The 25,695-nt window shown below is 74.2% G+C and carries 19 protein-coding genes; 5 read left to right on the forward strand and 14 right to left on the reverse strand.

Going from position 1 to position 25,695, the window contains the following annotated elements; translation table 11 throughout:
- Positions 1-169: 169 nt before the first annotated feature.
- A complete protein-coding gene (locus tag ACFWIS_RS25590) occupies positions 170-1,768 on the reverse strand; it encodes an ABC-F family ATP-binding cassette domain-containing protein (RefSeq protein ID WP_380457650.1) in 1,599 nt (532 codons plus the stop codon).
- A 206-nt stretch (positions 1,769-1,974) separates the two neighbouring features.
- Entirely contained in the window at positions 1,975-2,988 is a 1,014-nt protein-coding gene (locus ACFWIS_RS25595) for a hypothetical protein (RefSeq protein ID WP_380457648.1), read from the reverse strand.
- A 368-nt stretch (positions 2,989-3,356) separates the two neighbouring features.
- Here ACFWIS_RS25595 and ACFWIS_RS25600 point away from each other — a divergent pair, with 368 nt between their 5' ends.
- A complete protein-coding gene (locus ACFWIS_RS25600; protein WP_380457647.1) occupies positions 3,357-4,562 on the forward strand; it encodes a glycoside hydrolase family 26 protein in 1,206 nt (401 codons plus the stop codon).
- 21 nt (positions 4,563-4,583) lie between these two features.
- Here ACFWIS_RS25600 and ACFWIS_RS25605 read toward each other — a convergent pair whose 3' ends face one another.
- From ACFWIS_RS25605 to ACFWIS_RS25645, 9 genes are all read right to left on the reverse strand, one after another.
- Positions 4,584-5,744: a GNAT family N-acetyltransferase gene (locus ACFWIS_RS25605; protein ID WP_380457645.1), complete on the reverse strand. Its 1,161-nt coding sequence runs from the start codon at positions 5,742-5,744 to the stop codon at positions 4,584-4,586.
- Complete coding sequence (locus ACFWIS_RS25610; protein ID WP_380457643.1) at positions 5,741-6,664, reverse strand: Wzz/FepE/Etk N-terminal domain-containing protein; 924 nt, start codon at positions 6,662-6,664, stop codon at positions 5,741-5,743. Before ACFWIS_RS25610 ends, ACFWIS_RS25605 begins: the two co-directional genes overlap by 4 nt.
- 46 nt (positions 6,665-6,710) lie before the next feature.
- Positions 6,711-7,826: a glycosyltransferase gene (locus tag ACFWIS_RS25615; protein WP_380457641.1), complete on the reverse strand. Its 1,116-nt coding sequence runs from the start codon at positions 7,824-7,826 to the stop codon at positions 6,711-6,713.
- Complete coding sequence (locus tag ACFWIS_RS25620) at positions 7,823-8,674, reverse strand: polysaccharide deacetylase family protein (protein WP_380457639.1); 852 nt, start codon at positions 8,672-8,674, stop codon at positions 7,823-7,825. The genes ACFWIS_RS25615 and ACFWIS_RS25620 overlap by 4 nt, the downstream gene beginning before the upstream one ends.
- Complete coding sequence (murJ, locus tag ACFWIS_RS25625; protein WP_380457637.1) at positions 8,664-10,403, reverse strand: murein biosynthesis integral membrane protein MurJ; 1,740 nt, start codon at positions 10,401-10,403, stop codon at positions 8,664-8,666. Before murJ ends, ACFWIS_RS25620 begins: the two co-directional genes overlap by 11 nt.
- The gene (locus ACFWIS_RS25630; RefSeq protein WP_380457635.1) at positions 10,400-11,689 is read right to left on the reverse strand and encodes an O-antigen ligase family protein; all 1,290 of its coding nucleotides are present in this window, start codon (positions 11,687-11,689) and stop codon (positions 10,400-10,402) included. The genes murJ and ACFWIS_RS25630 overlap by 4 nt, the downstream gene beginning before the upstream one ends.
- 81 nt (positions 11,690-11,770) lie before the next feature.
- Positions 11,771-13,294, reverse strand: a complete 1,524-nt coding sequence (locus ACFWIS_RS25635; RefSeq protein WP_380457633.1) for a sugar transferase — start codon at positions 13,292-13,294, stop codon at positions 11,771-11,773.
- Positions 13,295-13,686: 392 nt separating this feature from the next.
- Positions 13,687-14,841, reverse strand: a complete 1,155-nt coding sequence (locus ACFWIS_RS25640; RefSeq protein ID WP_380457631.1) for a glycosyltransferase — start codon at positions 14,839-14,841, stop codon at positions 13,687-13,689.
- 173 nt (positions 14,842-15,014) lie between these two features.
- Positions 15,015-15,455 (reverse strand): SRPBCC family protein, encoded by a 441-nt coding sequence (locus tag ACFWIS_RS25645; RefSeq protein ID WP_380457629.1) that lies wholly within the window; start codon positions 15,453-15,455, stop codon positions 15,015-15,017.
- A gap of 163 nt (positions 15,456-15,618) precedes the next feature.
- On the opposite strand from ACFWIS_RS25645, the gene ACFWIS_RS25650 reads away from it, so the two are divergent.
- Positions 15,619-16,515: a HipA family kinase gene (locus ACFWIS_RS25650; RefSeq protein WP_380457627.1), complete on the forward strand. Its 897-nt coding sequence runs from the start codon at positions 15,619-15,621 to the stop codon at positions 16,513-16,515.
- An 86-nt stretch (positions 16,516-16,601) separates the two neighbouring features.
- Here ACFWIS_RS25650 and ACFWIS_RS25655 read toward each other — a convergent pair whose 3' ends face one another.
- From ACFWIS_RS25655 to ACFWIS_RS25665, 3 genes are all read right to left on the reverse strand, one after another.
- On the reverse strand, positions 16,602-18,083 hold the full coding sequence (locus tag ACFWIS_RS25655; protein WP_380457625.1) for a S8 family serine peptidase: 1,482 nt from the start codon (positions 18,081-18,083) through the stop codon (positions 16,602-16,604).
- Between the two features lie 246 nt (positions 18,084-18,329).
- Positions 18,330-19,436: an amidohydrolase family protein gene (locus ACFWIS_RS25660; protein WP_380457624.1), complete on the reverse strand. Its 1,107-nt coding sequence runs from the start codon at positions 19,434-19,436 to the stop codon at positions 18,330-18,332.
- A gap of 12 nt (positions 19,437-19,448) precedes the next feature.
- Positions 19,449-20,888, reverse strand: a complete 1,440-nt coding sequence (locus ACFWIS_RS25665) for a glutamine synthetase (protein ID WP_380457622.1) — start codon at positions 20,886-20,888, stop codon at positions 19,449-19,451.
- Between the two features lie 537 nt (positions 20,889-21,425).
- Between ACFWIS_RS25665 and ACFWIS_RS25670 the strand changes: the two genes are divergently transcribed.
- The 3 genes from ACFWIS_RS25670 to ccrA all read left to right on the forward strand — a co-directional run.
- Complete coding sequence (locus ACFWIS_RS25670; protein WP_380457620.1) at positions 21,426-23,201, forward strand: 3-hydroxyacyl-CoA dehydrogenase family protein; 1,776 nt, start codon at positions 21,426-21,428, stop codon at positions 23,199-23,201.
- Between the two features lie 200 nt (positions 23,202-23,401).
- The gene (locus ACFWIS_RS25675) at positions 23,402-24,322 is read left to right on the forward strand and encodes a TetR family transcriptional regulator (protein ID WP_380457617.1); all 921 of its coding nucleotides are present in this window, start codon (positions 23,402-23,404) and stop codon (positions 24,320-24,322) included.
- Between the two features lie 381 nt (positions 24,323-24,703).
- On the forward strand, positions 24,704-25,695 hold a 992-nt coding region (gene ccrA, locus ACFWIS_RS25680; RefSeq protein WP_380523999.1), incomplete at its 3' end, for a crotonyl-CoA carboxylase/reductase.

The raw sequence follows: 25,695 nt of genomic DNA on the forward strand, positions 1-25,695 counted from the left end.
GATGCCGCCGGATGCCGAGAAAGAGCTGATCAGCAGCGTCGGCCCGACCACGATCAAGTGGCGGGCCGACGGGAAGTGCTTAAACGGAATCCGGGTCTTCTTCATTCCCGGACACGCCGAAAGGACTAGATTTTCTGGTCCGAAAAGCGGAGGCGGCGTCTACTTCCGGTCAGGCCAACGAGACCAGATCGGCGTACGACGGGTTCCACAGGTCCTCGACCCCGTCCGGCAGCAGGATGATCCGCTCCGGGTCGAGCGCCTCGACCGCGCCCTCGTCATGGGTGACCAGCACGACCGCGCCGGAGAACTCGCGCAGCGCGCCCAGGATCTCCTCGCGGCTGGCCGGGTCGAGGTTGTTGGTGGGCTCGTCCAGCAGCAGCACGTTGGCGGAGGAGACCACCAGGGTGGCCAGGGCCAGTCGGGTCTTCTCGCCACCGGAGAGCACCCCGGCCGGCTTGTCCACGTCGTCGCCGGAGAACAGGAAGGACCCGAGGATCTTGCGGATCTGGACGAGGTCGGTGTCCGGCGCGGCCGAGCGCATGTTCTCCAGGACGCTTCGGTCCGGGTCGAGCGTCTCGTGCTCCTGGGCGTAGTAGCCGATCTTCAGGCCGTGGCCCGGGATCACCTCGCCGGTGTCCGGCGCCTCCACCCCGGCCAGCATCCGCAGCAGGGTGGTCTTGCCGGCGCCGTTGAAGCCCAGCACGACGACCCGGGAGCCCCGGTCGATCGCCAGGTCGACGTCGGTGAAGATCTCCAGCGAGCCGTAGGACTTGGACAGGCCGCTGGCCGTCAGCGGGGTCTTGCCGCAGGGGGCCGGGTCCGGGAAGCGCAGCTTGGCGACCTTGTCGTTCATCCGGACCTGCTCCAGCCCGGAGAGCAGCTTGTCGGCGCGGCGGGCCATGTTCTGCGCCGCGACCGTCTTGGTGGCCTTGGCGCGCATCTTGTCGGCCTGGGCGTTCAGGGTGGCGGCCTTCTTCTCGGCGTTCGCCCGCTCGCGCTTGCGGCGCTTCTCGTCGTCCTCGCGCTGCTGCTGGTACTGCTTCCAGCCCATGTTGTAGACGTCGATCGCGGAGCGGTTGGCGTCCAGGTAGAAGACCTTGTTGACGACCGTCTCGACCAGGTCGACGTCGTGCGAGATGACGATGAAGCCGCCCCGGTACGTCTTGAGGAAGTCCCGCAGCCAGACGATCGAGTCCGCGTCCAGGTGGTTGGTGGGCTCGTCGAGCAGCAGCACGTCGGAGTCCGAGAACAGGATCCGGGCGAGCTCGACGCGGCGGCGCTGACCGCCGGAGAGGGTGTGCAGCGGCTGCCCGAGGATGCGGTCCGGCAGTCCCAGCGCGGCGGCGATGGTGGCGGCCTCGGCCTCGGCGGCGTACCCGCCCTTGGTGAGGAACTCGGTCTCCAGGCGCGCGTACTTCTTCATCGCGTTGTCCCGGGTGGCGCCCTTGCCGTTGGCCATCCGCTCCTCGTTCTCGCGCATCTTCTTCAGCACGGTGTCGAGGCCGCGGGCGGAGAGGATGCGGTCCTTGGCGAGGACGTCCAGGTCACCGGTGCGCGGGTCCTGCGGGAGGTAGCCGACCTCGCCCGAACGGGTGACGGTACCGGCGGCGGGCAGTCCCTCGCCGGCCAGCACCTTGGTGAGCGTGGTCTTGCCGGCGCCGTTGCGCCCGACCAGACCGATCCGGTCGCCGGCGGCGACCTTGAAGTTCGCGGACTCGATCAGGATCCGGGCACCGGCGCGCAGCTCTAGGGCGTTGGCGGAAATCATGGCTGGAACTACTCCTGGGACGTGGGCGGGCGGCCGGGTACGGGCCCGGGCGGGAAGCGGGAACGGGGCTTCATCGGCGGTCGGCGCGGTGGAACTCGGCGCCGCCGCCCGCTATTGCCCGGAGAAGATAGCCATGACGGCCAGTCTACCGGGCCACGCGGAACGCCCCGGGGGCGTACCGCCCTGGGGTACCCGCGGGCCCTCCGCTACTGCTGGGGCGCCGTCTGGTCGCCCGCGGAGGCCGTCGCGGCCGTCTGGGCGGCCGGGTCCACCGGGGCGGCGGGGGCCGTCGTCGGACTCGCCGACGGGTCGGTGCAGCCGTCCTTCGGCCGGACCGCCGCGAACGGCGCGTCCGGGTTGGCGCAGGCCGTCTCGGGTGCGGCCGCCTTCGTGTCGAAGACCTTGGGCGGCACGATCGGGCCGTCGGCGATCTCCACCCGGCTGTTGTCCAGCACCTTCACCGTCGCCGTCGGCCCGGTGATCATCGACCAGCCGTTGCTGTCCAGCCGGTAGCCGGTGATGCCGCCGGAGACGGGCACCCCGCTGCCGTTGGTGCAGGTGCGCGGGATGAGCACGGCGTAGCCCGTGTGCACGGTGCGCAGCGGGTCGAAGAGGCAGCCGTTGGACGGCCGGTCGTTGTACCGCAGGTCGCCGTCGACGTCACGCAGGCCCATGGTCAGGCTGGGCGTCACCACGGCCAGCCAGGGCGAGCCGTCCCGCTGGACGGTGTGCAGCGCGGCCGCGGCCCGCTGGACGGCGGTCTCCTTGCGCTGGGCGTCGGTGCGCTTGTCCGCGCCCGGCTCGCCGTCGGCGCGCAGGTAGTCCGCGAGGCCCGGCACGGCGCGGTGCCAGCGCACCTCGTGGTCGCCCGGGCGCACCGAGGTGACCAGGCCGTCGTCCCAGACCACGATCGCGTTGTCCCCGGCCATCGCCAGGTAGAGCGCCTCGGCGCCCTCCCGGCGGTACGACCAGGCCCGCTCGCCGGTCTGCTTGTGGTACGCCTCCAGGCCGGGGCCGACCACCTTGAGGTCCAGGTCGGCCGAGCTGACCGACTGCGAGTTCACCGGCGTCGCCTCCGCGTCGCCCGGCCCCGCCACCCGGTCGCCGAACGGCACCGGCTTGTTCGCGTGCGCCGCCGCACCGGCCGCAAGGACCAGCATCACCGCCAGGGCAGGCAGGATCGACCGGGGGGTGAGTACGCGCGGCGGCTTCCAGGACACGGCCGGAGCGTACCTTTCGCCGGCCGCGCGAGTCAGCCCGGAATCGCCGCCCGGGAGTCCCGGCCATCGCACGCCGGACGGTGCGCGTCCGTCCCGTACGCCCGCCCGCCCACCTGCGCCGTCGGCCCCCCGGCCGATCGGCGGAGCCCTCCGCGACGGGCGCCGTCAGCCCCGCCGGACCGTTACAGAGCTGATACACGGGGCCGGGCCGGACGGGGGTTGCGGCAGACGGCGTTCGAATATCGCCCACTTTAGGGTGACATTCGGCTTCTCCCTCCCCTGCCGGGCCTACTGTCGGCGAGCGTGGCGCGACCGTCCGTCGACGTCGTCACCGCCCGCCCCGCTCCCGCGACGTCCGAGGAGAGACCATGCGCATCGGCCGCCTGACGCTGGCCGCCGCCGCTCTGCTGCTGATGGCCACGGCCAGCGTCCCGGCCGGGACGCCGCTCAGCCAGACCGACCGGCACAGCCTCTCCTCGGACGCCTTCGAGCCGCGCGGCGCGGCCCCCCGCCCGCCCGTCCAGCGGCCCCAGCACGAGCCCCCGTTCGGCGCCTTCGTCGGCTCCTGGGACGACTACATCCCGCAGATCGGCAAGTACGCCCAGTGGCTGGGCAACGCCAACCTGCAGGTCGGCCACACCTACCTGGCCGGCAACGGCTGGGCGGACATCGAGGGCGAGCCGGTGGTGCTCGGCCTGTGGTCGCAGTGGCGGCTGGCCGACCCGTCCCGGCAGCTGGTGCTCGGGGTGCCGATGCTGGTGCCCAACGAGGCGAACGTGCCGGACGGCGAGGTCGCCAAGCTGCTCGGCCGGGGCGCGCGCGGGGACTTCGACAGCCACTTCCTCCGACTCGCCCGCCGGCTGGTGGCACTCGGCGGCGCGGACACCGTGATCACCCTCGGCTGGGAGATGAACGGCGTCACCTACACCCACCGCTGCAAGCCCGACCCGACGGCGTGGAAGGCGTACTGGCGCCGGATCGTCGGGGTGATGCGCTCGGTGCCCGGGCAGCGGTTCCGCTTCGACTTCACTCCCAACCGGGGCCTGGACGCCATCCCGTGGACCAAGTGCTACCCCGGCGACGACGTGGTCGACATCATCGGCATGGACAGCTACGACCAGCCGGCCGGGAGCACCTTCGACGACTACGTGCGCGAGCCGTACGGCCTCCAGGACCAGGTGGAGTTCGCGGCCAAGCGCGGCAAGCCGGTCTCGTACCCGGAGTGGGGGCTGTTCCGCAACGGCGACAATCCCGAGTTCGTCCGGCGGATGGTCGACTGGATGCGCACCCACGACACCGCCTACCAGACCGTCACCGACTACTGCCCGCACGGCTTCTTCCAGTGCCGGAGCAATCCGCGCTCGGCGGCGGCGTTCAAGCAGCTGATGGCCGGTTCGGCGGGGGCGCCGACGGCGGTGCCGACGGTGCCCCCGACCCCGATCGTGCCGGTGGTACCGGTGGTACCGGTGGTACCGAGCGTCCCCGCCGTACCGACCCCGCCCGGCGCGACGGCGAGCCCCTCGGCCGGTACGTCGCCCGCCCCGTCCGCGACCGGCACCCCGTCACGGCGCTGACCGCCGGGCCACGACCGGGCGTCAGGCCCGGCGGCGGGCCAGCAGGGCCTCCTTGAGCCGGGGGAAGCGGGTGCGCAGCTGGTGCGCCGCCGCCTGCCGGGCGAGCACCGCGCCGGCCCTGGCGGCGGCCGCCGGGGCCGCACCCGCCGGGCCCAGCAGCAGGCGCTGGTTGGGTAGCCGGTCCGGCCGCCAGCGCTGCTTGTACGGTTCCTGGCCGCGTAGCAGGCCGAGCACCGGGATGCCCGCGCCGACCGTCTCGTCCAGGGCGGCACTGAACAGCAGCCCGGCGATGTCCAGCCGCTCGCGCAGCACCGGGTGCGCGCCGTACAGGTACAGCCCGCCGAAGGAGGGGCAGAGCAGCAGCAGGTTGACCGCGACCAGCTCTCCGTCCAGGTGGAACTGGTGGACGGCCGCCCGGCCGGTGGCGACCAGGCCGGTGGTGGACTCGGTCAGGTGCCGGGCGAAGCGCTCGGTGCGGTGCTCGGCGGTGACCCCGCGCTCCTGCCACTGCAGGAAGTGCAGCCGCAGCAGCCCCTCCAGCGCGGCCGGCACCTCGTCCACCGGCGTGCTGCGGACCCGCACCCCGGCCTCGGCGATCTTGCGCAGCTTCACCCGGCTGCGCTGGGCGGTCTTGCCGGGCACCCGCTTGAGCAGCCGCTCCATCGGAACGGCCGGGAGGTACTGGCAGAGCGAGTCCTGGTAGCGGCGGCGGGCCCCGCGCCAGTGCTCGTACACCCGCTGGACCGCCGCCTCGGGGTGCACCTCGCGCAGCTCCAGCCAGTGCCAGGGGCGGGTCAGCGGGAGGGCTGCGGCGAACTCGGCGGCGGCCCGGTCGGCACAGTCGTCGTCCAGCAGGACGTCGCCGTAGTCGACCAGCCCGGCCCCGAGGCCGGTGAGGCCGCCGAACGGGCCGCCGCGCCGCATGAACGCGCCGGCGCCGACCAGCCGGCCGTCCCGGCGGACCAGCACCAGCACCAGCGCGCCGGGGCGGCCGTAGTGGCGCCACCAGGAGCACTGCCAGGCGGCGGCCTGGAAGAAGGTGGCGGTGCGGCACCGGGCGGCCAGCTCGTCCCACTCCTCGGCGACGGTGTCCAGGGCGTCGTCCTCGCGCCGCAGCTCGGTGGTCCAGACGGGCGCGGCCGACTGGGCCGGGAGGCCGGCGGCGCGGGTCTCGGTGCTCATCGTCCGCTCCCGGAGGCGCTCTTCTCCTTGGTCAGGGGCTTGGGCTCGGCCCCGGTCCCGGCCTTCGGGTCGGCCTTCGGCTCGGTCTTCGCGTCCGTCTTCGGCTCGGTCTTCGGGTCCGTCCTCGGCTCGGTCTTCGCGTCCGTCCTCGGCTCGGTCTTCGGGTCCGTCCTCGGCTCGGCCGTCGCACCGGCCTTCGGCTCGTTCTTCGGCCGGGCCTTGCCGCCCGGCTCCTCACTGCGCGGGCGGGGCGTGGCCGGGGCCGCGCACGCCACGCTCGCCGCGGTCTCCACGGCGGCCTCGGCCCCGCTCGGCCCGCTCGGTTCGGGGGCCGCCGCCACCGGCACCGCCGCGGTCTCCGCGCCGCCGCGCCGACGGGTCATCAGCACCAGCGACCCGAGCAGCAGCCCGGCCGCGGCACCGACCGCGACGTCCAGCTTGGCGGAGGGCGTGGTCGGCTTGTCCGGCTCGGCGGCCGGGGCCAGCGTCACCAGCCGGACGTTGGTGTCCTTGCTGCTGGTGTTGGCGAAGGCGACCAGCGAGCGGGCCACCGCGTCGGCGGTCTGGGCGGCCTCCTGGGCGCGCCGGCCGGTCCCGGTGATCTCGATCATCGGGGCGTCCGGGGAGGTCGTCCCGGCCACCTGGGCCTCCAGCTCGGACCGGGTGCGGCCGGTCTCGGCGGCAGCGACCGCGAGCACCTGCGGCTGGCCCGCGAGCCGCCCGTACGCCTGGGCGAAGTTGGTCGCGGTCGACGCCTCCCCCGGGTTCTGCGGCACCACGAGGACGTAGGCGGTGGCGGAGTACGAGGGGTGCGAGACGACGGCGTACCCGGCGCCGGCCGCGGCGCCCAGCGGCACCGCGAGCGCCACCGGCCACCAGCGGCGGACCAGGTGGCGGGCGCTTCGGCGCGGTGTGGTCATGGGTGTGGCTCCTTGGGTCTGGTACGGCGGTTCCGGCGGCGGGCGGTCAGACGCGGGCCAGCCGGTCGTAGAGGGCGCCCAGGTCGGCGGCGACCCGGGCGATGTCGTAGTGGCCGACGGCCGGGGGGTGCGGCAGCGGGTCGGCGGTGTGGCCGCTCAGCTGTCGCAGGTCGCGCAGCGCGGCGGCGTACGCGGCGGGCTCGGAGGGGATCCGGCGGGCCTGCGGGGCGGCGCTGGGCGGAAGTTCGTCCAGCGCCGGGCAGGCGCTGTGCCGCACCGGCAGCCCGGCCGCGAGGCCCTCCAGCACGCCGAGGCCGAAGGTCTCCGCGGTGGACGGCGCGGCCAGCACGTCCATGGCGGCCAGCAGGTCGGGGACGTCGTCGCGCTCGCCGGTGAGCACCAGCCTGTCCCGGAGGCCGAGTTCGGCCGCCCGGCGCTCCAGTCCGGCCCGCTCGGGACCCTCGCCGACCAGCATCAGCCTGGTCCCCCGATCGAGGTCGACGAGCGCCTCCAGCAGCACCTCGAAGCGCTTGCCGGGAACCAGCCGGCCGACCCCGCCGACCACCCAACTGCTGTCCGGCAGGCCGAGTTCGGCCCGGATCCGGCGGCGGGCGGCGGCCCGCTCGGCGGGCGGGCGCCGGTAGCCGGCGGTGTCGATGCCGTTGGGGATCAGCTCGATCCGGGCCGGCGGGACACCCCAGGAGCGCAGGGTCTGGGAGACCTGTCGGGAGACCGCGACAGTGGTGCTGCCGAGCCGTTCGGCCGCCAGGTACAGGCCCTTGACGCCCCGGGTGACCGGCCGGCCCTCGATCACCCCGGCATGCAGCGAGTGCTCGGTGGAGACCACCGCCCGCACCCCGGCGAGCCGCGCGGCCAGCCGACCGTACAGCTGCGCCCGGTAGAGGTGGGTGTGCACCAGGTCGTAGCGGCCGGCCCGGACCAGCCGGACCAGCCGGGGCAGCGCCCCGAGGTCCCGGTTGCCGCGCATGCCGAGGTGGTGGACGGTCACGCCGTCGGCGCGCAGCGCGTCGGCGACCGTGCCGGGGTTGGTCAGCGCGAGCACCTCGCAGCGCTGGTGCGGCGGCAGGTGGCGCAGCAGCAGGTGGAGTTGGCGCTCGGCCCCGCCGGAGGCGAGCCCGGTGACGATGTGCAGCACCTTCACGGCCGACGCTCCCTGCGGCTGCGCCGCAGTTCGGTGACGGCGTCCCGCAACCGGTGCCGGCCCTTCTTGGCACGCAGCCGCCAGGCGCCGTCCCGGTCTCCGACGTAGCAGCGGGGCAGGGCGTAGCGGCCGGTGAGCGGGGAGTGGGTGATGGCGCAGGCGTAGTCGTACCCGGCGTCGCGCACAGCGGCGGTGGCGGGCAGGTCGACGGCGCCGTACGGGTAGCAGAAGCCGGTGACCGGGCCACCGACGACCTCCTCCAGCAGGCGCCGACTCTCCCGGGTCTGCACCGCGAGGGCCTCGGCGGGCAGACCGGGCAGCGCCTGGTGACCGAGGCCGTGCGAGCCGATCTCCCAACCCGCGGAGGCGAGTTCGGTGACCTCCTCGACGGTGAGCAGCTTCTTGCGCGGACCCTCGGTGTCCCAGCCGTTGTCCTGGCCGAGGAGGTCGGCGACCACGTAGGCGGTGGCGGTGAAGCCGTACGCCTGCAGAATCGGCACGGCGTACCGGGCGAAGTCCGCGTAGCCGTCGTCGAAGGTGAGGCCGACCAGCTTGTCGTCCCGCCCCTGGGCGCGGGCCCGCATCAGCTCGCGGACCGAGACGCCGCGCCGGCCGCGCCGGTGCAGCCAGGCGATCTGTTCGGCGAAGCGCTCGGGGCTGACGGTGAGTTGGTACGGGTCCTCCTTCTCCACCGCCACCGAGTGGTACATCAGGATCCACGGCGAGGGGGACCCGGGCAGCGCGGGTCCGCCGGCCGGGCGGCGACTCCTGGGCAGTCGTGCCCGGTCGGGCGGGGCGTTGGTGACCCCCGCCTGGGCTGAACGGACGATTCCCCGTTCACTGTCCATGGGGAAACTTCCCTTCATCGGCGACGGTTGACGGGCGCGGACGCCCGGTGCGGCCCACGGCCCGGGCCGCGGCGAGGACCGGGCCGCGCACCTCGTGGGCACCGAGCCCGGTGCCCAGGACGGCGAAGACCAGCGCCACGGTGAGGCCCCCGGAGAGGGTCGAGAGCAGCGGATCGGCGGCCAGGCCGGCGGCGGCGGCGCCCAGCACGGTGGCCCCGGCGGCGGCGCCGACCAGTCGGCCGTGGCCGCCGAGCACCCGGCGCAGCCGCAGCGGGATGCCGCGCAGCACCAGGCCGTGCAGCAGCAGTGCGGCGGTGGTGGTGATCCCGGTCGCGTTGCCGGCGGCCAGGCCGAGGGCGCCGAAGCGCGGTGTGGCGAGCAGTCCGACGGTGACGGTCACCCCGAGGCCGAGCAGCATCGCGGCGACCGGGTACCAGTCCAGCAGCCGGCGCCCGCCGTCCCCGGTGTGCGGGTCGTCGGCCCGGCGGACCACCGGCCGCAGCGAGAAGTACGGGCGGATCATCACGCCGATCAGCGCCTGGGCGGGCAGGCCGAAGCTGTACACCCGGATGACGGCGGCGGTGGCGGCGGTGTCGCCGGGGCCGAAGGCGCCGCGCTGGAACAGCAGCGAGACCGTCGAGGGCGCGCAGGCCATCAGGAAGGCGGTGCCGAGCAGGACCACCGCCGCGGCCTGGCCGAGGTCCTTCTCGACCCGGTCGCGGGCGGCGGCGAGGTCCCCGGCCGCGAGCGCCCGGGCCACCAGCGGGAAGGTGACGGTGCAGATCAGGATGCCCGCCGTCATGGCGAGTTGGGAGACCTTGGCGGCGTAGTTGAGGTGCGAGATGGTGCCGGGCGGCAGCGCCGAGCCGAGGTAGCGCTCGACGAACACCTGGGACTGCCGGGTCAGGGTGAAGGCCGCCACCGGCAGCAGCGCCAGCGGCATCAGTACCAGTGTGCTGCGGCTGCGCCGGCTGCGGCCGGTGGCGGCCTGGCCGGACCGCAGGTACCGCAGGAACGGGCCGACCAGCAGACCGGCCATCAGCAGGCTGCCGAGCGCCACGCCCAGGGCGGCGGAGCGGACGCCGAGGAGGCCGTGGAAGCCGAACAGCAGGGCCAGGATGCCCAGGTTGTAGGCGACGTAGATGCCGGCCGGGGCGGTGAAGCTGTGGTGGGCGCGCAGGGCGGCGGCCAGGTAGCCGGCCACCCCGAAGGGCAGCACGGTGACCGCGGTGATCCGGGTGCAGGCCACGGCCAGGCCCGGGTCGGGCAGCCCGGGGGCGAGCACCTCGACCAGCTGGGGCGCGCCCAGGGCGGCGGCCAGGGCGAGCCCGCTGAGGGCGAGCAGCAGCCAGGGGAGGGTGGCGCGGACCAGGTGGCGGACCGGGTCGGGGGCGTCCGGCTCCTCCTCGCGCAGCACCAGGGCGAGGGCGAAGGCGGGCACCATGAGGAAGGACATGGCGTCCTCGATCAGCAGCGGTGCGGCCGTCTCCGGGACGGTCCAGGCGACCAGGAAGGCGTCGGTGCCCTGGCTGGCGCCGAAGTAGCGGGCCAGCAGGAGGTCGCGCAGCAGGCCGAGGCCGGAGCCGGCCGCGCTGAGCACGGCGGTGATGCCGAAGGCCTTGGCGAGGAAGCCGCGCCGGGGCGCCGGGTCCGGCCCGGGAGCCTGGACGGGGACGCTGCGCGGGGCCGGGAGGGGCGAGGCGAGGGCGGCGGGCCGGTCGGTGGTCACAGGGCCGTCGCCCGCCCGTCGGCGGCGGCACCGGCGGGCCCGGTCGGCTCGGGACGGACCGCCCCCTGGGCTGCGGCCCGGGCGGCCAGGCCCAGGACGACGGAGGTCAGCACGGTGGTGGTGCCGCCGATGTCGGCGTACAGGAAGTCGACCAGCACCCAGGTGAGCAGGGCGAGGGCGGCCAGGGTGGTGCCGCGGCGGTTGCGCAGGCAGCCGAGCAGCAGGCCGAGGAAGAGCGCGGCGTAGGCGGTGATGCCGATCAGGCCCTGCTCGCTGAGCACCAGGAAGTACATGTTGTGCGGGGAGAGCAGCGGTTCGCGCTGGAAGCCGATGGTGGAGTCGGCGGCGTCGCTGCCGGAGGACAGCCGCAGCGGGGCGTGGCTGTCGCGCAGCTTGGGGAAGGCCTTCGGTCCGGCGCCGTGGACGGGGTGGTCCTGCCAGATCCGCCCGGCGGTGGACCACAGGTCATAGCGGTCGGAGACGGACTGGTCGGGCGCGGCGGAGACCGACCCGATCGAGCTGAGCCGCTCGGTGACGCCGGAGGTGCCCAGGCCGAGGCCGCCGACCAGGACGACCGCGGCGGCCAGGCCCAGGACGGCGCTGCGGACCAGCAGCCGGGCGTCGGCGCGCAGCAGCAGCACGGTGGCGGCGGCGCCGGTGGCGATCCAGCTGCCGCGGCTGAAGGAGACGGCGAGCGGGAAGGCGAGGAAGGCGGCGGCGGCGAACATCGCCCGGCGGAGGCGGACGCTGCCGCCGGGACCGCGTTCGCCGAGGGCCAGGGCGAGGGCGGCGAGCAGCCCGTAGCCGACCACGGTGGACATCGCCATGATGTCCAGCGCGCCGAAGGTGCCGACGGCCCGGATCGGCTGGCCGGTGTAGGAGGCGCCGGTGCGGGTGAGGTACTGGTTCGCGCCGACCACGCCCTGGATCAGCGCGGCGAGCACGAAGGAGCCGAGGACGAGCCGCTGGTCGGTGCGGTCGCGCAGCGAGCAGAGCACGGCGGCCGGGACCAGGACGAACACCTGGGTGAGCCGGACGAAGCCGGTGATGCTGGTGGCCGGGTCGATGGAGCCGGCCGTCGCGACGGCGGCGGCGACCACGATGCCGCCGAACAGCGCGCAGGTGGTGCGGGTGATCGCGGGCAGCCGTCCGCGCAGCAGGTTGAGCGCGGTGAGGGCGACCAGCGCGAGCGAGGCGACGTCGGCGGCGGTGACGTGGACGGCCGCGGTGACGTCCTTCTCCCCCGTGGGCACGCAGACCAGCAGCACGGTGGCCGCGGCCAGCACGCTGGGCCGGTCCGCGAGGGCGGGCAGGGCCCGCCGTAATACCGGCCGCGGAAGGGCCGTGAGGGTCAGTGCCACGCCGGGTCAGCTCCCGTCCGGGTGGAGCATCAGAGCCGCGGTGCGGCACAGGATCTTGACGTCCTGCCAGAGGCTCCAGCTCTCGATGTAGCGGTTGTCGAAGCGGGCCCGCTCCTCGATCGAGGTGTCCCCGCGCAAGCCGTTGACCTGGGCGAGGCCGGTGAGGCCGACCGGGACCCGGTGGCGGTCGGCGTACTCGGGGTAGGCCTGGCTGAACCGCATGACGAAGTACGGGCGTTCGGGGCGCGGGCCGACCAGGCTCATGTCGCCGCGCAGGACGTTCCACAGCTGCGGCAGCTCGTCCAGCGAGCTCTTGCGCAGCAGGCGGCCGACGGCGCCCATCCGGTGGTCCTGGGAGATGTTCCAGCGGGTCGCCGACTCGTGCTCGTTGCTGGGGCGCAGGGTGCGGAACTTCAGCACGGTGAAGACCCGGCCGTCCAGGCCGGTGCGCTGCTGGCGGAAGAGCACCCCGGGGCCGGTGTCGAAGCGGACGGCCAGGGCGCACAGCACCAGGACGGGGGCGAGCAGCAGCAGACCGAGGGCGGCGGCGGTGACGTCCAGGGCGCGCTTGGCGGCCCAGCCGGGGCGGCGCATCGCCGGGCTGCCGAGCCGCAGGCAGGGGAAGCCCCACAGGTGGTCCCCACCGGCGATCGGCGCGGTGGGCAGCGAGCCGTACTCGCGCAGGGCGGGCACCAGCCAGACCTGGCAGCCGAGCCGGACGGCGTCCCGCAGGGCGGCGGCGGTCTCGGCCTCGTCGGCCGCGCCGGCGGTGGCGATCACGTGGTGGATCCGGAGTCGGCGGACCTCGCGCTCCAGGACCTCGCGGCCGCCCAGGACGGGCAGGTCGGTGTCCTCGGCGAGCAGCGGCGGGTCGGCGTCCAGGAAGCCCACCGGGCGCATCCCGTACTCGCCGTGCTCGCTGAGCGCGGCGGCGACCTTGCGGCCGAGCCGCCCGGCGCCGAGCACCAGGACGGGGCTGGGGCGGCCCCGGCGGATCCGCCGGACCAGGTGGTAGAGGACGGCCCGGCCGACGGTGGCGATCAGCAGCTGGGCGCCGAGCAGGACGGTGAGCCGGGCCGGGGTGGCCGGCCCGCAGTCGGGCCAGCGGCCGTCCAGGCAGCCGGCCAGGGTGACGGCGAAGGCGGTGGCGACCACGGCCCGGACGGCCAGGGCGGGCAGTTCGTCCAGGACGGACAGGGTGAGCCGGGTGCGGTAGAGCCCGCCGGCCAGGTAGAGCAACAGGAGCAGGGGCAGGACGGCGGCGACGCCGAGCAGTGGGGCGAGCGGCACGCTGGGGTCGATCGCCCGGTTGGCGACGCCGGCGGCGGTGCAGAGCGCGATCGCGTCGACCTGGACCAGCGCGAGCGGCAGGGCGAGCCGGGACCGGGGAGCCCGGCGGTGCCGCCGGGACGACGGCACCGCCCGGCTGTACGTCGCCCCGGTCGGCCGGTCGAGCACCCCGGCGCCGGGCAGACGCGGTCCGGACAGGGGCCCGCCGGATCGCGGCACACTGTCGTGGTCAATGGTCATCAGCGCACGAACTCCCCTGCTGTGTGCCCGGGGTGGCGTGCCCCGGCACCGATAGGCGTGGGGCGGCCGTCCCGGCCCGTTGGGCGCGGTCCTGACAGCACCTGCTATCGCTGGCGGCTTTCGGTTCTCCTGCGAGGGGGCTGATCGCGGAACTGCTGGTCACCGTGGAAGCGGCCGCGAAGAGCCCGGACGCGAGTTTCCGGGATGAAATCGGAGCGAAGCAGGCAAAATCCGACAATACCGAACCTAGCCATGTGGGCTGGAAGTTGACTTGCCGTTTCATTCCAGCCGCCCATTAATAGGTATTTCGGATTTGATGCCTCGTCCTTATCCGGTTGAGGGTGCGAATGCGCCAGCGCCGGAACGGCGGGGATTCACGGCATGTGAAACGATCAGATCCGCTCTGGGACACGGGCCCGGCGCCGCCCGGCCGCCGGTCCGGCCCCCAGCAGATGCCGGTACAGGGCGTCCACCTGTTCGACCACGGTACGAACGTCATGCCGGGCGGCCACGTGGTCACGCAGCCGGGCACCGCGTCGCTCACACTCGATCGGATCGGACAACCCTTCCGCCATCCGGGTGGCGAGCGCCTCCGCGTCCTCGGGCGGCACCACCGACCGCGCGCGCTCCGCCTGCGGCAGGCACTCCCGGGCCCCCGGCACGTCGGTCAACAGCACCGGCCGGGCCGCCGCCATCGCCTCCAGCGGGGCCAGCGCCATGCCCTCCCAGCGCGAGGGCAGCACCACCAGGTCGGCCGCCGCCAGCCACGGGCGCGGATCCGGCACGTCTCCGACCAGCCGGATCCGGCAGGGCTCGGCCGACTCCCGGACGGCCTCCGCCAGCCGCTGCTCCGCCGGCCCGCCGCCGACCAGCGCCAGCCGGGCCTGGGGCACCCGGCGCAGCACCTCCGGCCAGGCGGCCAGCAGCACGTCCTGGCCCTTCTGCCGGCACAGCCGCCCGACGCAGACCGCGAGCGGGGCGTCCAGGTCCAGCCCCAGGGCGATCCGGGCGGCCCGGCGGTCGGCGGGCGCGTAGTGGCGCACGTCCACGCCGTTGGGCACCACCGCCCAGTCCGCGTGCACCCCGGCGGCCACGCCGTCCGCCCGCTCCTGGACGCTGACGCACAGCAGCCGGTGCGCCCAGCGGCTCGCGAAGCGCTCCCAGCGCAGGGTGGCGGCGGCCATCGCACCGTCCACGGCGGCGAAGGACCAGGCGTGCGGTTGGAAGACGGTCGGCACCGCGCCGCGCACGGCCATCCGGCCGGCCAGCCCGGCCTTGGCGCTGTGCAGGTGGACCACGTCCGGTCCGGCCGCCCGGACGATCCGGCGCAGCCGCCAGGCCTCGGCGGCGGTGGCCGGGCCGGGCGAGCGGTCGGCGGGCCAGTCCTGGACCAGCGCGCCCACCGCGGCGGCCTCCTCGGCCAGCCGGCCGCCGCGCGGGCAGGCGACCAGCACCCGGTGCCCGGCCTCGCGCTGCCCCCGGACCAGATCGACGACGACGCGGGCGACTCCGCCGTCCACCGGCTGCGAAATGTGAAGGATCGTCATATGCACGGCGGCGAGCCTAGGATGGCTCCCCCGCGCCGGGCGGCCCTCGTCACCCGCAGGTGGCGGGCCGTCCACCCGTACGGCTTTCGGCTCGTACGGGCGGACGAGCCGCTCGAAACTCCGGACGATTCGGTCAACCGATCCGGATCAGCGGATCCGGAACGGGATCCGGGTCAGCGGACCTCGTCGGCCAGGTTGGCCAGCACCTGGTCGTGGATCCGGTTCAGGCCCTTGGGGGCGAAGGTGCGCTCGAAGAAGCCGCCGATGCCGGTCGCGCCCTGCCAGGTGGCGGTGACGGTGACCTTGGCGCGGCCCTCGCCGGCGGCCGCGACGGTCCAGGTGATCACCATGCTGGAGTTGGCGTCCTTCTCCACCAGCTGGTCCGGCGAGGGCGCCGAGACGGTGAACAGGCAGTCGCGCACCCGCTTCTCGGTGGCCTGCAGCTTCCAGTGCACCTGGGTGCCGGCGCCGGTGCCGCCGACCCGGACCTCGTACTCGCTGTACTGCGCGGGCAGCAGCTTCGGGCGGGTCACCTGGTAGTCGGCCAGCGCCTCGTACACCCGCTCGGGGGCCGCGTCGTAGACCCGCTCGGTGGTGGCCTGCACCTGTCCCATGCCGTGCTCTCCTCGTCTGGTGGGTACCGCTTCGCCGTACCGTTCGCACCGGCAAGCCAATCACAGGGCCGCGCCCGCGACGCCCTGGGCCCGTCGGCAGGCTCCCGCCGTGCGCCCGGAGGGCGGGAGCCTGCCGACGGGCCCAAGGGATAGGGTGACGGTTGTGCTCGATCTGGTGACTGCGCTGCGCTACGTGGACCCGCTGCGGGCCGGGGGCTCGGTGCCGGGCGTCGTGGAGACCGACGACCTGGGGACGTACGTGGTGAAGTTCACCGGCGCCGCCCAGGGGCGCAAGGCGCTGGTGGCCGAGGTGATCGTCGGCGAGCTGGCCCGGCGGCTCGGGCTGCGGGTGCCGGAGCTGCGGCTGGTGGACTTCGATCCGGCGGTGGCCGCGGACGAACCGGACACCGAGATCCAGGACATGCTCAAGGCCAGCGCCGGCCTCAACCTCGGGATGGACCTGCTGCCCGGGGCCGCGGACTACCGGCCCGGGATGATCCCGGTGGACTCCGCCGAGGCCGGGCGGGTGGTCTGGCTGGACGCCCTCACCGGCAACGTCGACCGGACCGTCCACAACCCCAACCTGGTGGTCTGGCACCGGCGGCTCTGGCTGATCGACAACGGCGCCGCGCTGATCTTCCACCACCGCTGGGCCACCGCCGGGGCGTCCGTCGGCAAGCGGTACGACCTCAGCGCCCACGCGCTGGGCGGCTGCGCCCCGGACGTCCGACTGGCCGACGAGGACCTCGGGCCGCTGGTCACGGTCGAACTGCTGGAGCAGGTGCTGGCACTGGTCCCGGACGAGTGGCTGGCCGACGAGCCCGGCTTCGACTCGGTGGACGCCGTCCGGCACGCCTACGTCACCCACCTGGCCGCCCGGGCGGTGCTCTCCGCGGAATGGCTGCCGGAGGGCTTCGCCACCCCCGAGCAGCTGCGCGAGGCGGAGCTGCGGCGGGCAGCTCGCACCCGGGCCGGTCGGCCGGCCTGGCTGCAGGAGGTGCCGGACCTGCACGGCAAGCCGTCGGTGGAGACGGTCTGGGAGCACCACTTCGAGGGCTGAGCCGGGAACGCCGCTGGGGAGCGGGGCCCGTGGCCCCGCTCCCCAGCTCGTCGTCCGATGCTCAGCGCTCAGTGGTCAGCAGCGCGTCAGCGCCACCACTGGACCGCCTTCTCGGCGTTGATGATGCCCGCGCCGTAGAAGCCGTTGTCGTCGGCGCCGCCCTCGCAGGTGGCCTTGAACTGGCCGGTGCCGCCCGGGTTGTACTCGCCGGTCGGGCAGGCGTGGGACTCGGCCTGGTTGGTCAGCAGCTCGGTGAGCTCGTCCGGGCTGGCCCACGGGAAGGTGCCGGCGAGCAGCGCGACCACGCCGGTGACGTGCGGGGTGGCCATCGAAGTGCCCTGCATGTACCCGTACTTGCCGCCGCGGATGGTCGACAGGATGCGACCGTTCTTGTCCGGGGTGTCCGGGATCTGGTAGCGGGCGTCACCGCCCGGCGCGGCGACGGTGACGACGCCCTTGCCGTAGCTGGAGTAGTACGACTTGTCGCCGTTGACGCCGACCGCGGAGACCGCGACCACGCCGGGCAGCTCGGTCGGCAGCGACAGGCAGTCGTTGGTGACCGGGCGGGTGCCGGGGGTGGTGTCGTCCGGGCTGGAGACGTCGGTGGTCTTGTGCGCCAGGTCGATGTTCTCGTTGCCCGCGGCGGCGATGTTGAGGACGCCCTTGCGCTGCGAGAAGGCGACGGCCTTGCGGATGGCCTCGGAGATCGCGGCCTGGTCCTTGTCGTTCGGGCAGTTGAACATCCACGGGTCGACGTAGTAGCTGTTGTTCGTCACCTTGAAGCCGTGCTCGCCGGCCCAGACGAAGCCGCAGACCGCGTTCTCCGGGTAGATGAAGCCGCCGTCGTCGACGACCTTGACCGCGGCCAGCTTCACGTTCGGGGCTATGCCGATGATGCCCTTGCCGTTCTTGGCGGCGGCGATGGTGCCGGCGACGTGGGTGCCGTGGTCGCTGCTGGTCGGCTGCCAGGCCTTCCAGTCGGTGTTGGTCTTGCCGTCGATGCAGGACACCGACTGCGAGGCGTCCACGTTGGCGGCCAGGTCCTCGTGGGTGGCGTCGATGCCGGAGTCCAGCACGCCGACCGTGACGTTGCGGCTGCCGAGCGAGAGCTTGTGGGCCTTGTCGACGCCGATCTGGCGCATGTCCCACTGGTTGGGCTCGTACGGCTCCTGGCCGGCGGCGGCGCCGGCCGGCTCGGCGGCGGCCTCGGCGGTGCCCTGGTCGGAGGCGAGGATGCCCTTGGTGCGGCTGGCGCCGACCGAGTCGACGCCCTTGGCCAGCCGGAGCTTCTCGGCGAACTTGGTGTCGTTCGAGCGGGCGACCACGACGCCGACCTGCTCGTAGGACTGGACGACGGTGCCGCCCAGGCCGGCGATGGCCTTCTCCACCTTCTGCACCTGGCCGTGGTTGGCCTTGGTGTTGACGACGTAGCTCATCAGCGGACCGGTCGTCGGGTCACCGCTGGGGGCCGCGACGGCGCTGCCGGCCGGGAGTGCGAGGGCTCCGGCGGTGGCGAGCACGACGCCCACTGCCGCGTACCGGGTCCGGCTGATCCGAGGAACTCTCATTGGGGTTGGCCCTCCCGAGTCGTCATCCGGCAACTGCGTGGGGCAGGTGCGCTGGGATGGTCGGGACGTTAATGAATATTCGCTGATATGCGCAAGAGGTAGTCATCTAATCGTCACATCTAGACCAACAACGGAGGTTAACGCTCCGCTGGTCAACAGCCGCAACAGAGCTGGAGATTGTTAAAAAGTGATGGTTCGCCGACGAGCTGTCGGTCGTGGGCATGTACGCGAGAATCGGCCCGGCGGTTACCGCAGCCCGTACAGCCGGCGCGCGTTGTCGGCGGCGACCAGCTGTGCCAGCCGCCGGGCGTCCGGGCCCGAACAGGCGCCGTCCGCCTGCCAGTCGGCGAGCAGCGTACCCAGTCCGTGCCGGAACTGTGCGGCGCCCACCAGGAACAGTTCGGGAAGTCCGTAGGCGTCCGTGGAGAACAGCAGTTTTCCGAACGGCGCCAGTTCCAGCATCTCGCCGAGCACCGCCGCCACCCGCGGCCCGGTGTAGGACGCCGTCAGCCCGAGGTCGGTGTACACGGTGGGAAAGGCCTGGGCCAGCCAGGCGGCCTGCCGGTGGTACGGATAGCCGTGCAGCAGCACCAGCGGGACACCGCTCGGCTCGGCGGCCCGGACGAAGTCCGTCAGCAGGGACGGGTCGGCGCGGTGCAGGGTGAGGTCGGGATCGCCGAAACCGGTGTGGAGTTGGAGCGGCAGGCCCAGCTCGGCGCAGACGTCCACGGCCGTCCAGAGCAGGTGGTGCAGCAGCACCGGATCGGTCAGTCGGCCGCGCCCGGCGCGCAGCCGGGCCCCGGCGGCGGCCACCACGGCCGCCGCCCCGGGCCGTTCGGCCGGGGCGGCCAGGCCGTGCCGGTAGGCGAGCACCGACTTGACCGCGACGGCTCCCCCGGCGGCCGTCGCCAACGCCTCGGCGACGGCCCGGGGCCACTCCTCGGCGCCGCAGGCCACCGTTTCGGCCACCGACTCCAGCCGGACCACCTCGCGCACCACCGCCCCGGCGGCCCCGGCGAGTTCGGTGAGCGGCAGCAGGTCGCGGCCCGCGGCGGCGGTCAGCCCGGTGTCCACCATGCAGGTGTCCAGCCCGGCGGCCGCGAGCAGCCGGCGGGTGGCCTCGGCGGCGCCCACTTCGCGCCGCCGGGCCAGGTAGTCGGCGGCCGGGGTGTGCGCGGGCAGGCCGAGGGCCGGCGGGCACCAGCGCCGTACGGCCAGGCCGATCGCGCTGTCGAAGGGGGAACAGCCGGGCGCGGGCGGGCGGTCGGACTCGGTGAGCAGCCCGGCGAGGGCGTCGTCGGCGAGCTCGGCCGCCACCACGCTGTGGCAGTGGTGGTCGACCAGCGCGGGCACCGGGGCATCCACTCAGTACCGCCAGCGCGTCGCCGTGACCGCCTCCTCCGGGCCGAGCGCCGCGAACTGCTCGGCCTCGGCCCGGCGCACCGCCAGCACGGCCTGGTGGAGCGGCTCGCCGAGCGCCTCGCGCAGCACCGCCGAGTGCTCGTACGCGGCGATCGCCTCGGCCGGGCCCTGCGGCAGCCGGGGCACCGTACCGGGCTCGGCGGCGGCCGGATCCCCGGTGAACTCCGGTGGCAGCGCGCGGCGTTGCTCCAGTCCGGCGAGGCCGGCCGCGATCACCGCGCCGAGCGCGAGGTACGGATTGGCGCTGGCGTCGAAGCACTTGACCTCGGCGTTGGCGGTGGCGGCGCGCTCCCCGGTGGAGCCGGTGACCAGCCGCAGCGCGGCCTCCCGGTTCTCCAGGCCCCAGCACTGGTAGGCCCCGGCCCAGTGCTGGGGCACCAGCCGCAGGTACCCGGTGGGGCTGGAACAGCCCAGCACCAGGAGCTCGGGCAGCGCCTGGAGCACCCCGGCGAGGAAGCCCTCGGCCTCGGCCGTCAGTCCGTGCGGGCCGGAGCCGCCGTGCCCGAGGTTGCGGCCGTCCCGCCAGAGGCTGAGGTGCAGGTGCCCGCCGTTGCCGACGCCGTCGGGCTCGACCACGGGGGCGAAGGAGGCCCGCAGGCCGTGCCGGGCGGAGACGGCACGAACGGTGTGCCGCACCAGGACGGAGGTGTCGGCGGCGGCGACCGGGCCCTCGGCGGCCACCGAGACCTCGAACTGGCCGGGGGAGTACTCGGGGTGGATCTGCAGCACGGCCAGCCCCTGCTCGCCGAGGGCGCGCAGGACGTCCCGCAGGTAGTCGGAGAGGTCGGTGAGCCGCTGCATGCCGTACGCGGGCCCGTGCGTCGGGTACTGCGGCGGCTCGTGCGGGGACCCGGCCAGGGCGACCACCCACTCGACCTCGATGCCGGCCTTGAGGCTCAGCCCGCGGGCGGCGGCGGCGGCCTCCATCCGGCGGGCGAACAGCCGTTGGCAGCCGGGGTGCGGGCCGCCGGCCTGGGTGTGGCGGTCCCCCGGGGCCCAGGCCCAGCCGGGCTGGGCGGCCAGCGGGACGATCCGGTCGAGGTCGGGGTAGAGCCGGAGGTCCCCGGTGGGGCCGCCGATGAGCGGGCTGGTGGTGATGGCGTCGTCGGCGAGGAACACGTCGAAGCAGGGCGCGGTGCCGAGGCCCCACTGGGCCGCCTGCACCAGGCCGGTCAGCGGCACGGCCTTGACCCGGGCGATGCCGGCGTTGTCCACCCAGGTGACGGCGACCGCCTCGACGGCCGCGGTGCGCAGCCGGTCGGCGGCGCGCTCGGCCCGCTCGGCGCGCTCGGCCCGCGGGGGCAGCGCGACGGCGGCCGCGAGGGCGGCGGGGCCGAGCGGCTCGGCGGGTTCGGCGGCCTGGGAGGCGGGGACGCTGCTCATGCCGCCATGCTGCCCCGCGGACCGGGTGCCGGTAACTCCCCTATCGAGTGGAACAAACGGACGCCCGTCCACCCGTTCACCCGTTCGGGGCGGCGGCGGACGAGTGCCGCGGAAGCCGCTCCCCGCCCGGACGGTTTTCCGCCTCCGACCCCTTCCTACCGGTGAGTAGCTTCGCTACAGTGGCCGGACGCACCACTGCCGGGCTTCGGGAGCCGCACCGGCGGGCGGTCGCGGTCGCCGTGTCTTCGGCGCCCGCGCGGTGCTCCTTCACCGGTCGGTGCCGCGAACCGCGGCGGACCGGGTCTCCCTCCTCGTGTCAGAGCCGCTTCCTTCACCTTCGAGCGCCTGAGCACCACGGCACACCCGCAGTTCGGCCGGAGCGGACCGGCCGCTGCCCCGGTCTGCCGGAAACCCGTCACTCCCCGAGCCCCCGCGCGTGAACCCTCCTCCGGCGGCGGCCGCCCCCGTTCCCCCACGGGTGCGGCGGCCCGCCCGCCGGAGCACGCGCGGGCCCTTCACGACTAGGAGTCAGGACAAATGGAGCGTCCCTTCCCCACCGTGGCCGTCGTCGGCCTCGGCACGATGGGTGCCGGCGTCGCGGTGGCGGTCGCCAGGAGCGGCCGCCGGGTGATCGGCATCGAGGCCACCGAGGACTCCGCCGCCCGGGCGCTGGCCCGGATCGAGGAGGCGACCGCACACGCGGTCGACCGGGAGCGGTTCACCGCCGAGGAGCGCACCGCGCTGCTGGCCCGGATCTCGGTCGGGCACGCGCTGGCGGCCGCCGCCGACGCGGACCTGGTGATCGAGGAGGTCCCCGAGCAGCTGGAGCTGAAGCGGGAGGTCTTCGCCGAGCTGGACCGGATCTGCCCGGAGACCACCGTGCTGGCCACCGGCACCACCGCCCTGTCGGTGACCCGGATCGCGGCCGCGACCGCCCGCCCGGAGCGGGTGCTCGGCCTGCACTTCTTCAACCCGGTGCACACCATGAAGCTGGTCGAGGTGGTCCGCACCGTGCTGACCTCCCCGCAGACCGCCGAGGACGCCGCCGCCTTCGCCCGCGACCTGGGCAAGGAGCCGGTGGCGGCCGGCGACCGGGCCGGCTTCGTGGTGAACGGCCTGCTGTTCGCCTACCTGAACCAGGCCGCCGCGATGTACGAGTCCAAGTACGCCTCCCGCGAGGACATCGACGCCGCGATGCGGCTCGGCTGCGGCCTGCCGATGGGCCCGCTGGCGCTGCTCGACCTGATCGGCGTCGACACCGCGCGCACCGTGCTGGAGGCGATGTACGAGCAGTCCCGGGACCGGCTGCACGCGCCGGCGCCGATCCTCGGCCAGCTGGTCTCGGCCGGGCTGCTGGGCCGCAAGTCCGGGCGCGGCTTCTACACCTACGAGGCGCCGGGCTCCTCCCGGGCCGTGGACGCGGCGACCGGCCCGGCCCGGCCGAAGGTGCCCGGGCGCACGGTGCGCACCGTCGGCGTCTGCGGCTCCGGCACGATGGCCACCGGCATCGCCGAGGTGTTCGCCAAGGCCGGGCACCCGGTGCTGCTGGCCGCCCGCAGCCAGGAGAAGGCCGAGCGGGCCAAGGCGCAGCTGGCGAAGTCGCTGGAGCGCTCGGTGGCCAAGGGCCGGCTGAGCGCGGAGCAGCGGGACGCCGCGCTGGCGCTGGTCACCCCGGTCGGCCAGTACGCGGAGCTGGCCGAGGTGGACCTGGTGGTCGAGGCGGTCGCCGAGGACCTGGCGGTCAAGCGGGAGCTGTTCGCCACCCTGGACAAGATCGTCCGCCCGGGCGCGGTGCTCGCCACCACCACCTCCTCGCTGCCGGTGATCAGCTGCGCGACCGCCACCTCGCGGCCGCAGGACGTGATCGGCATGCACTTCTTCAACCCGGCCCCGGCGATGAAGCTGGTCGAGGTGGTCTCCACCGTGCTGACCGCCCCGGACGTCACCGCGACGGTGCTGGAGCTGACCGCGAAGGTGCGCAAGCACCCGGTGGAGTGCGGCGACCGGGCCGGTTTCATCGTCAACGCGCTGCTGTTCCCGTACCTGAACGACGCGGTGCGGATGCTCCAGGAGCACTACGCGACGGTGGACGACATCGACACCGCGATGAAGCTGGGCTGCGGCTACCCGATGGGCCCGTTCGAGCTGCTGGACGTGGTCGGACTGGACGTCTCGCTGACCATCGAGCAGGTGCTGCACCAGGAGTTCCGCGAGCCGGGCCTGGCCGCGGCCCCGCTGCTGGAGCACCTCGTCGCGGCCGGCTGCCTGGGCCGCAAGACCGGCCGCGGCTTCCGCGACCACGCGCGCCGGTGAGCACCTCACGGGCCGGGGGCGGCCGGCTGCCGTACGACGCGGGGACGGAACCGTACGGCGCCGGTGCGGTCGGCCGCACCGGCTGGACCCCGGGGGCGGTGTCCGCGCGCTGGCCCAGACCGGCCGTCACCGGCCCGGTCGCGCCGGTGCACCGGGGAAGGGCCGCGGGCGCGCCACCCGGGCCGTGTAGCGTTCCGGACATGGATCGGGTTCAGTCAGCCACCCCGCAGCAATCCGCCGGACCGCGCGGCACCGACCGGACGGCCGGCTCGTCCGCGGGCGCCGGCCCGGAGGCCGGGCCGGGCAGCCGCCGGGCGGCGGCGCAGCGCCAGCAGATGCGTCAGGACCTGGCCGCGGCCGCGATGGAGCTGTTCGCCTCGCAGGGCTACGAGGAGACCACGGTCGACCAGATCGCCGCGGCCACCGGGGTGGCCCGGCGCACCTTCTTCCGGTACTTCCGGTCGAAGGAGGAGGCGATCTTCCCCGACCACGACGACACCCTGGTCCGGGTGGCCGACCTGCTGGCCAGCGCCGAGCCGGAGGAGCACCCGCTGGACGTGGTGTGCCGCGGCATCAAGGAGGTGCTGCGGATGTACGCCTCCACCCCGGGGGTGTCGGTCGCGCGGTACCAGCTGATCCGTCAGGTCCCGGCGCTGCGCGAGCGGGAGATCGCGGTGGTGGCCCGGTACGAGCGGCTGTTCACCCGCTACCTGCTGGGCCGCTTCGACACCGGCGAGCCCATCCCGTCGGGCTGGCAGCGCGGCGGCGAGGACGACTCGATGCTGGCCGAGGTGTCGGCGGCGGCGGTCGTCGCGGCGCACAACCACGTGCTGCGTCGCTGGCTGCGGGCCGGCGGCCGCGGTGACGTGGAGGCGCAGCTGGACCACTCCTTCGAGGTGATCCGGCGGACCTTCTGGGCAGCCAGCGAGCCGGGTGCCAGACGCCGGGGTTCGGTGGTGGCACCGGGTGCCAGTGGGACGCCAGGGGACGGGGTGGCGGAGAGCGCACTGAGTGCCAGCCCTGGAGGTGAGGTGCTCATCACAGTCGCCCGGACGGATGCTCCATTGGACGTCGTGGTGGACAGCATCCGGGCCGCACTGAGCGGCGCCCGGGACCACTGAGGGGCCAATAACCGCAGGTCAGAGGCATATCGAGGGCCCGCACCGAACCATCGGCGCGGGCCCTCGGCATGCCCGCTCCACGCGCGTCACGCGCCGTTCCGGGGCATCGGAATTCCTGACACCCGGTGTCTTTACGAGTGGCACAGGGTGCCACTACCTTGTTACTCACCAGTCGCGGCGCCGCGGCTCCCCACCTCGGCGCGCCGTCGTCCGGCGTTCCCACACCCCGGGAGCTGTGCCAGACCAGCAGTGCAGACCCGCCCGGACCACCACCGGGCGACCGACTGACAACCAACCACCCACCTCAGCGAAGCCGGTGTCCGCTCCCGGCTCCCCCAGACGCCCTGTGACCCTCACACAGGTACGCCTTCGGAGGCAGCCATGCAGGAAATCCTCGACGCGATCCTCAGCTCCGACGCCACGTCGGCGGACTTCGCGGCGATCAAGCTCCCCGAGTCCTACCGGGCGGTCACGCTCCACAAGGACGAGGCGCAGATGTTCGCGGGCCTCGACAGCCGCGACAAGGACCCCCGCAAGTCCCTTCACCTCGACGACGTCGCCCTGCCGGAGCTGGGCCCCGGCGAGGCCCTGGTCGCCGTCATGGCCAGCTCGGTGAACTACAACACCGTGTGGAGCTCGATCTTCGAGCCGGTCTCCACCTTCGGCTTCCTGGAGCGCTACGGCCGGCTGTCGCCGCTCACCAAGCGCCACGACCTGCCCTACCACGTGCTCGGCTCCGACCTCGCGGGCGTGGTGCTGCGCACCGGCGCCGGCGTCAACTCCTGGAAGCCCGGCGACCAGGTCGTCGCCCACTGCCTGTCCGTCGAGCTGGAGTCCCCGGACGGCCACAACGACACGATGATGGACCCGGAGCAGCGCATCTGGGGCTTCGAGACCAACTTCGGCGGCCTGGCCCAGATCGCCCTGGTGAAGACCAACCAGCTGCTGCCCAAGCCCAAGCACCTGACCTGGGAGGAGGCCGCCTCCCCCGGCCTGGTCAACTCCACCGCCTACCGCCAGCTGGTCTCGCGCAACGGCGCCGGCATGAAGCAGGGCGACAACGTGCTGATCTGGGGCGCGAGCGGCGGCCTCGGCTCGTACGCCACCCAGTACGCGCTGGCCGGCGGCGCCACCCCGATCTGCGTGGTCTCCAGCGACGCCAAGGCCGACATCTGCCGCGCCATGGGCGCCGAGGCGATCATCGACCGCTCGGCCGAGGGCTACAGGTTCTGGAAGGACGAGAACAACCAGGACCCGCGCGAGTGGAAGCGCCTGGGCGCGAAGATCCGCGAGTTCACCGGCGGCGAGGACGTCGACATCGTCTTCGAGCACCCGGGCCGGGAGACCTTCGGCGCCTCGGTGTACGTCACCCG

Source organism: Kitasatospora sp. NPDC127060, from assembly GCF_042724935.1.
Classification (GTDB): domain Bacteria; phylum Actinomycetota; class Actinomycetes; order Streptomycetales; family Streptomycetaceae; genus Kitasatospora.

Coding starts and splice junctions, on each gene's coding strand:
- ACFWIS_RS25645 (WP_380457629.1), bottom strand. CDS start 15,455: ATGGGACAGGTGCAGGCCACCACCGAGCGGGTCTACGACGCGGCCCCC.
- ACFWIS_RS25590 (WP_380457650.1), bottom strand. CDS start 1,768: ATGATTTCCGCCAACGCCCTAGAGCTGCGCGCCGGTGCCCGGATCCTG.
- ACFWIS_RS25610 (WP_380457643.1), bottom strand. CDS start 6,664: ATGACCACACCGCGCCGAAGCGCCCGCCACCTGGTCCGCCGCTGGTGG.
- ACFWIS_RS25635 (WP_380457633.1), bottom strand. CDS start 13,294: ATGACCATTGACCACGACAGTGTGCCGCGATCCGGCGGGCCCCTGTCC.
- ACFWIS_RS25600 (WP_380457647.1), top strand. CDS start 3,357: ATGCGCATCGGCCGCCTGACGCTGGCCGCCGCCGCTCTGCTGCTGATG.
- ACFWIS_RS25655 (WP_380457625.1), bottom strand. CDS start 18,083: ATGAGAGTTCCTCGGATCAGCCGGACCCGGTACGCGGCAGTGGGCGTC.
- ACFWIS_RS25640 (WP_380457631.1), bottom strand. CDS start 14,841: ATGACGATCCTTCACATTTCGCAGCCGGTGGACGGCGGAGTCGCCCGC.
- ACFWIS_RS25670 (WP_380457620.1), top strand. CDS start 21,426: ATGGAGCGTCCCTTCCCCACCGTGGCCGTCGTCGGCCTCGGCACGATG.
- ACFWIS_RS25665 (WP_380457622.1), bottom strand. CDS start 20,888: ATGAGCAGCGTCCCCGCCTCCCAGGCCGCCGAACCCGCCGAGCCGCTC.
- ACFWIS_RS25675 (WP_380457617.1), top strand. CDS start 23,402: ATGGATCGGGTTCAGTCAGCCACCCCGCAGCAATCCGCCGGACCGCGC.
- ACFWIS_RS25605 (WP_380457645.1), bottom strand. CDS start 5,744: ATGAGCACCGAGACCCGCGCCGCCGGCCTCCCGGCCCAGTCGGCCGCG.
- ACFWIS_RS25620 (WP_380457639.1), bottom strand. CDS start 8,674: ATGGACAGTGAACGGGGAATCGTCCGTTCAGCCCAGGCGGGGGTCACC.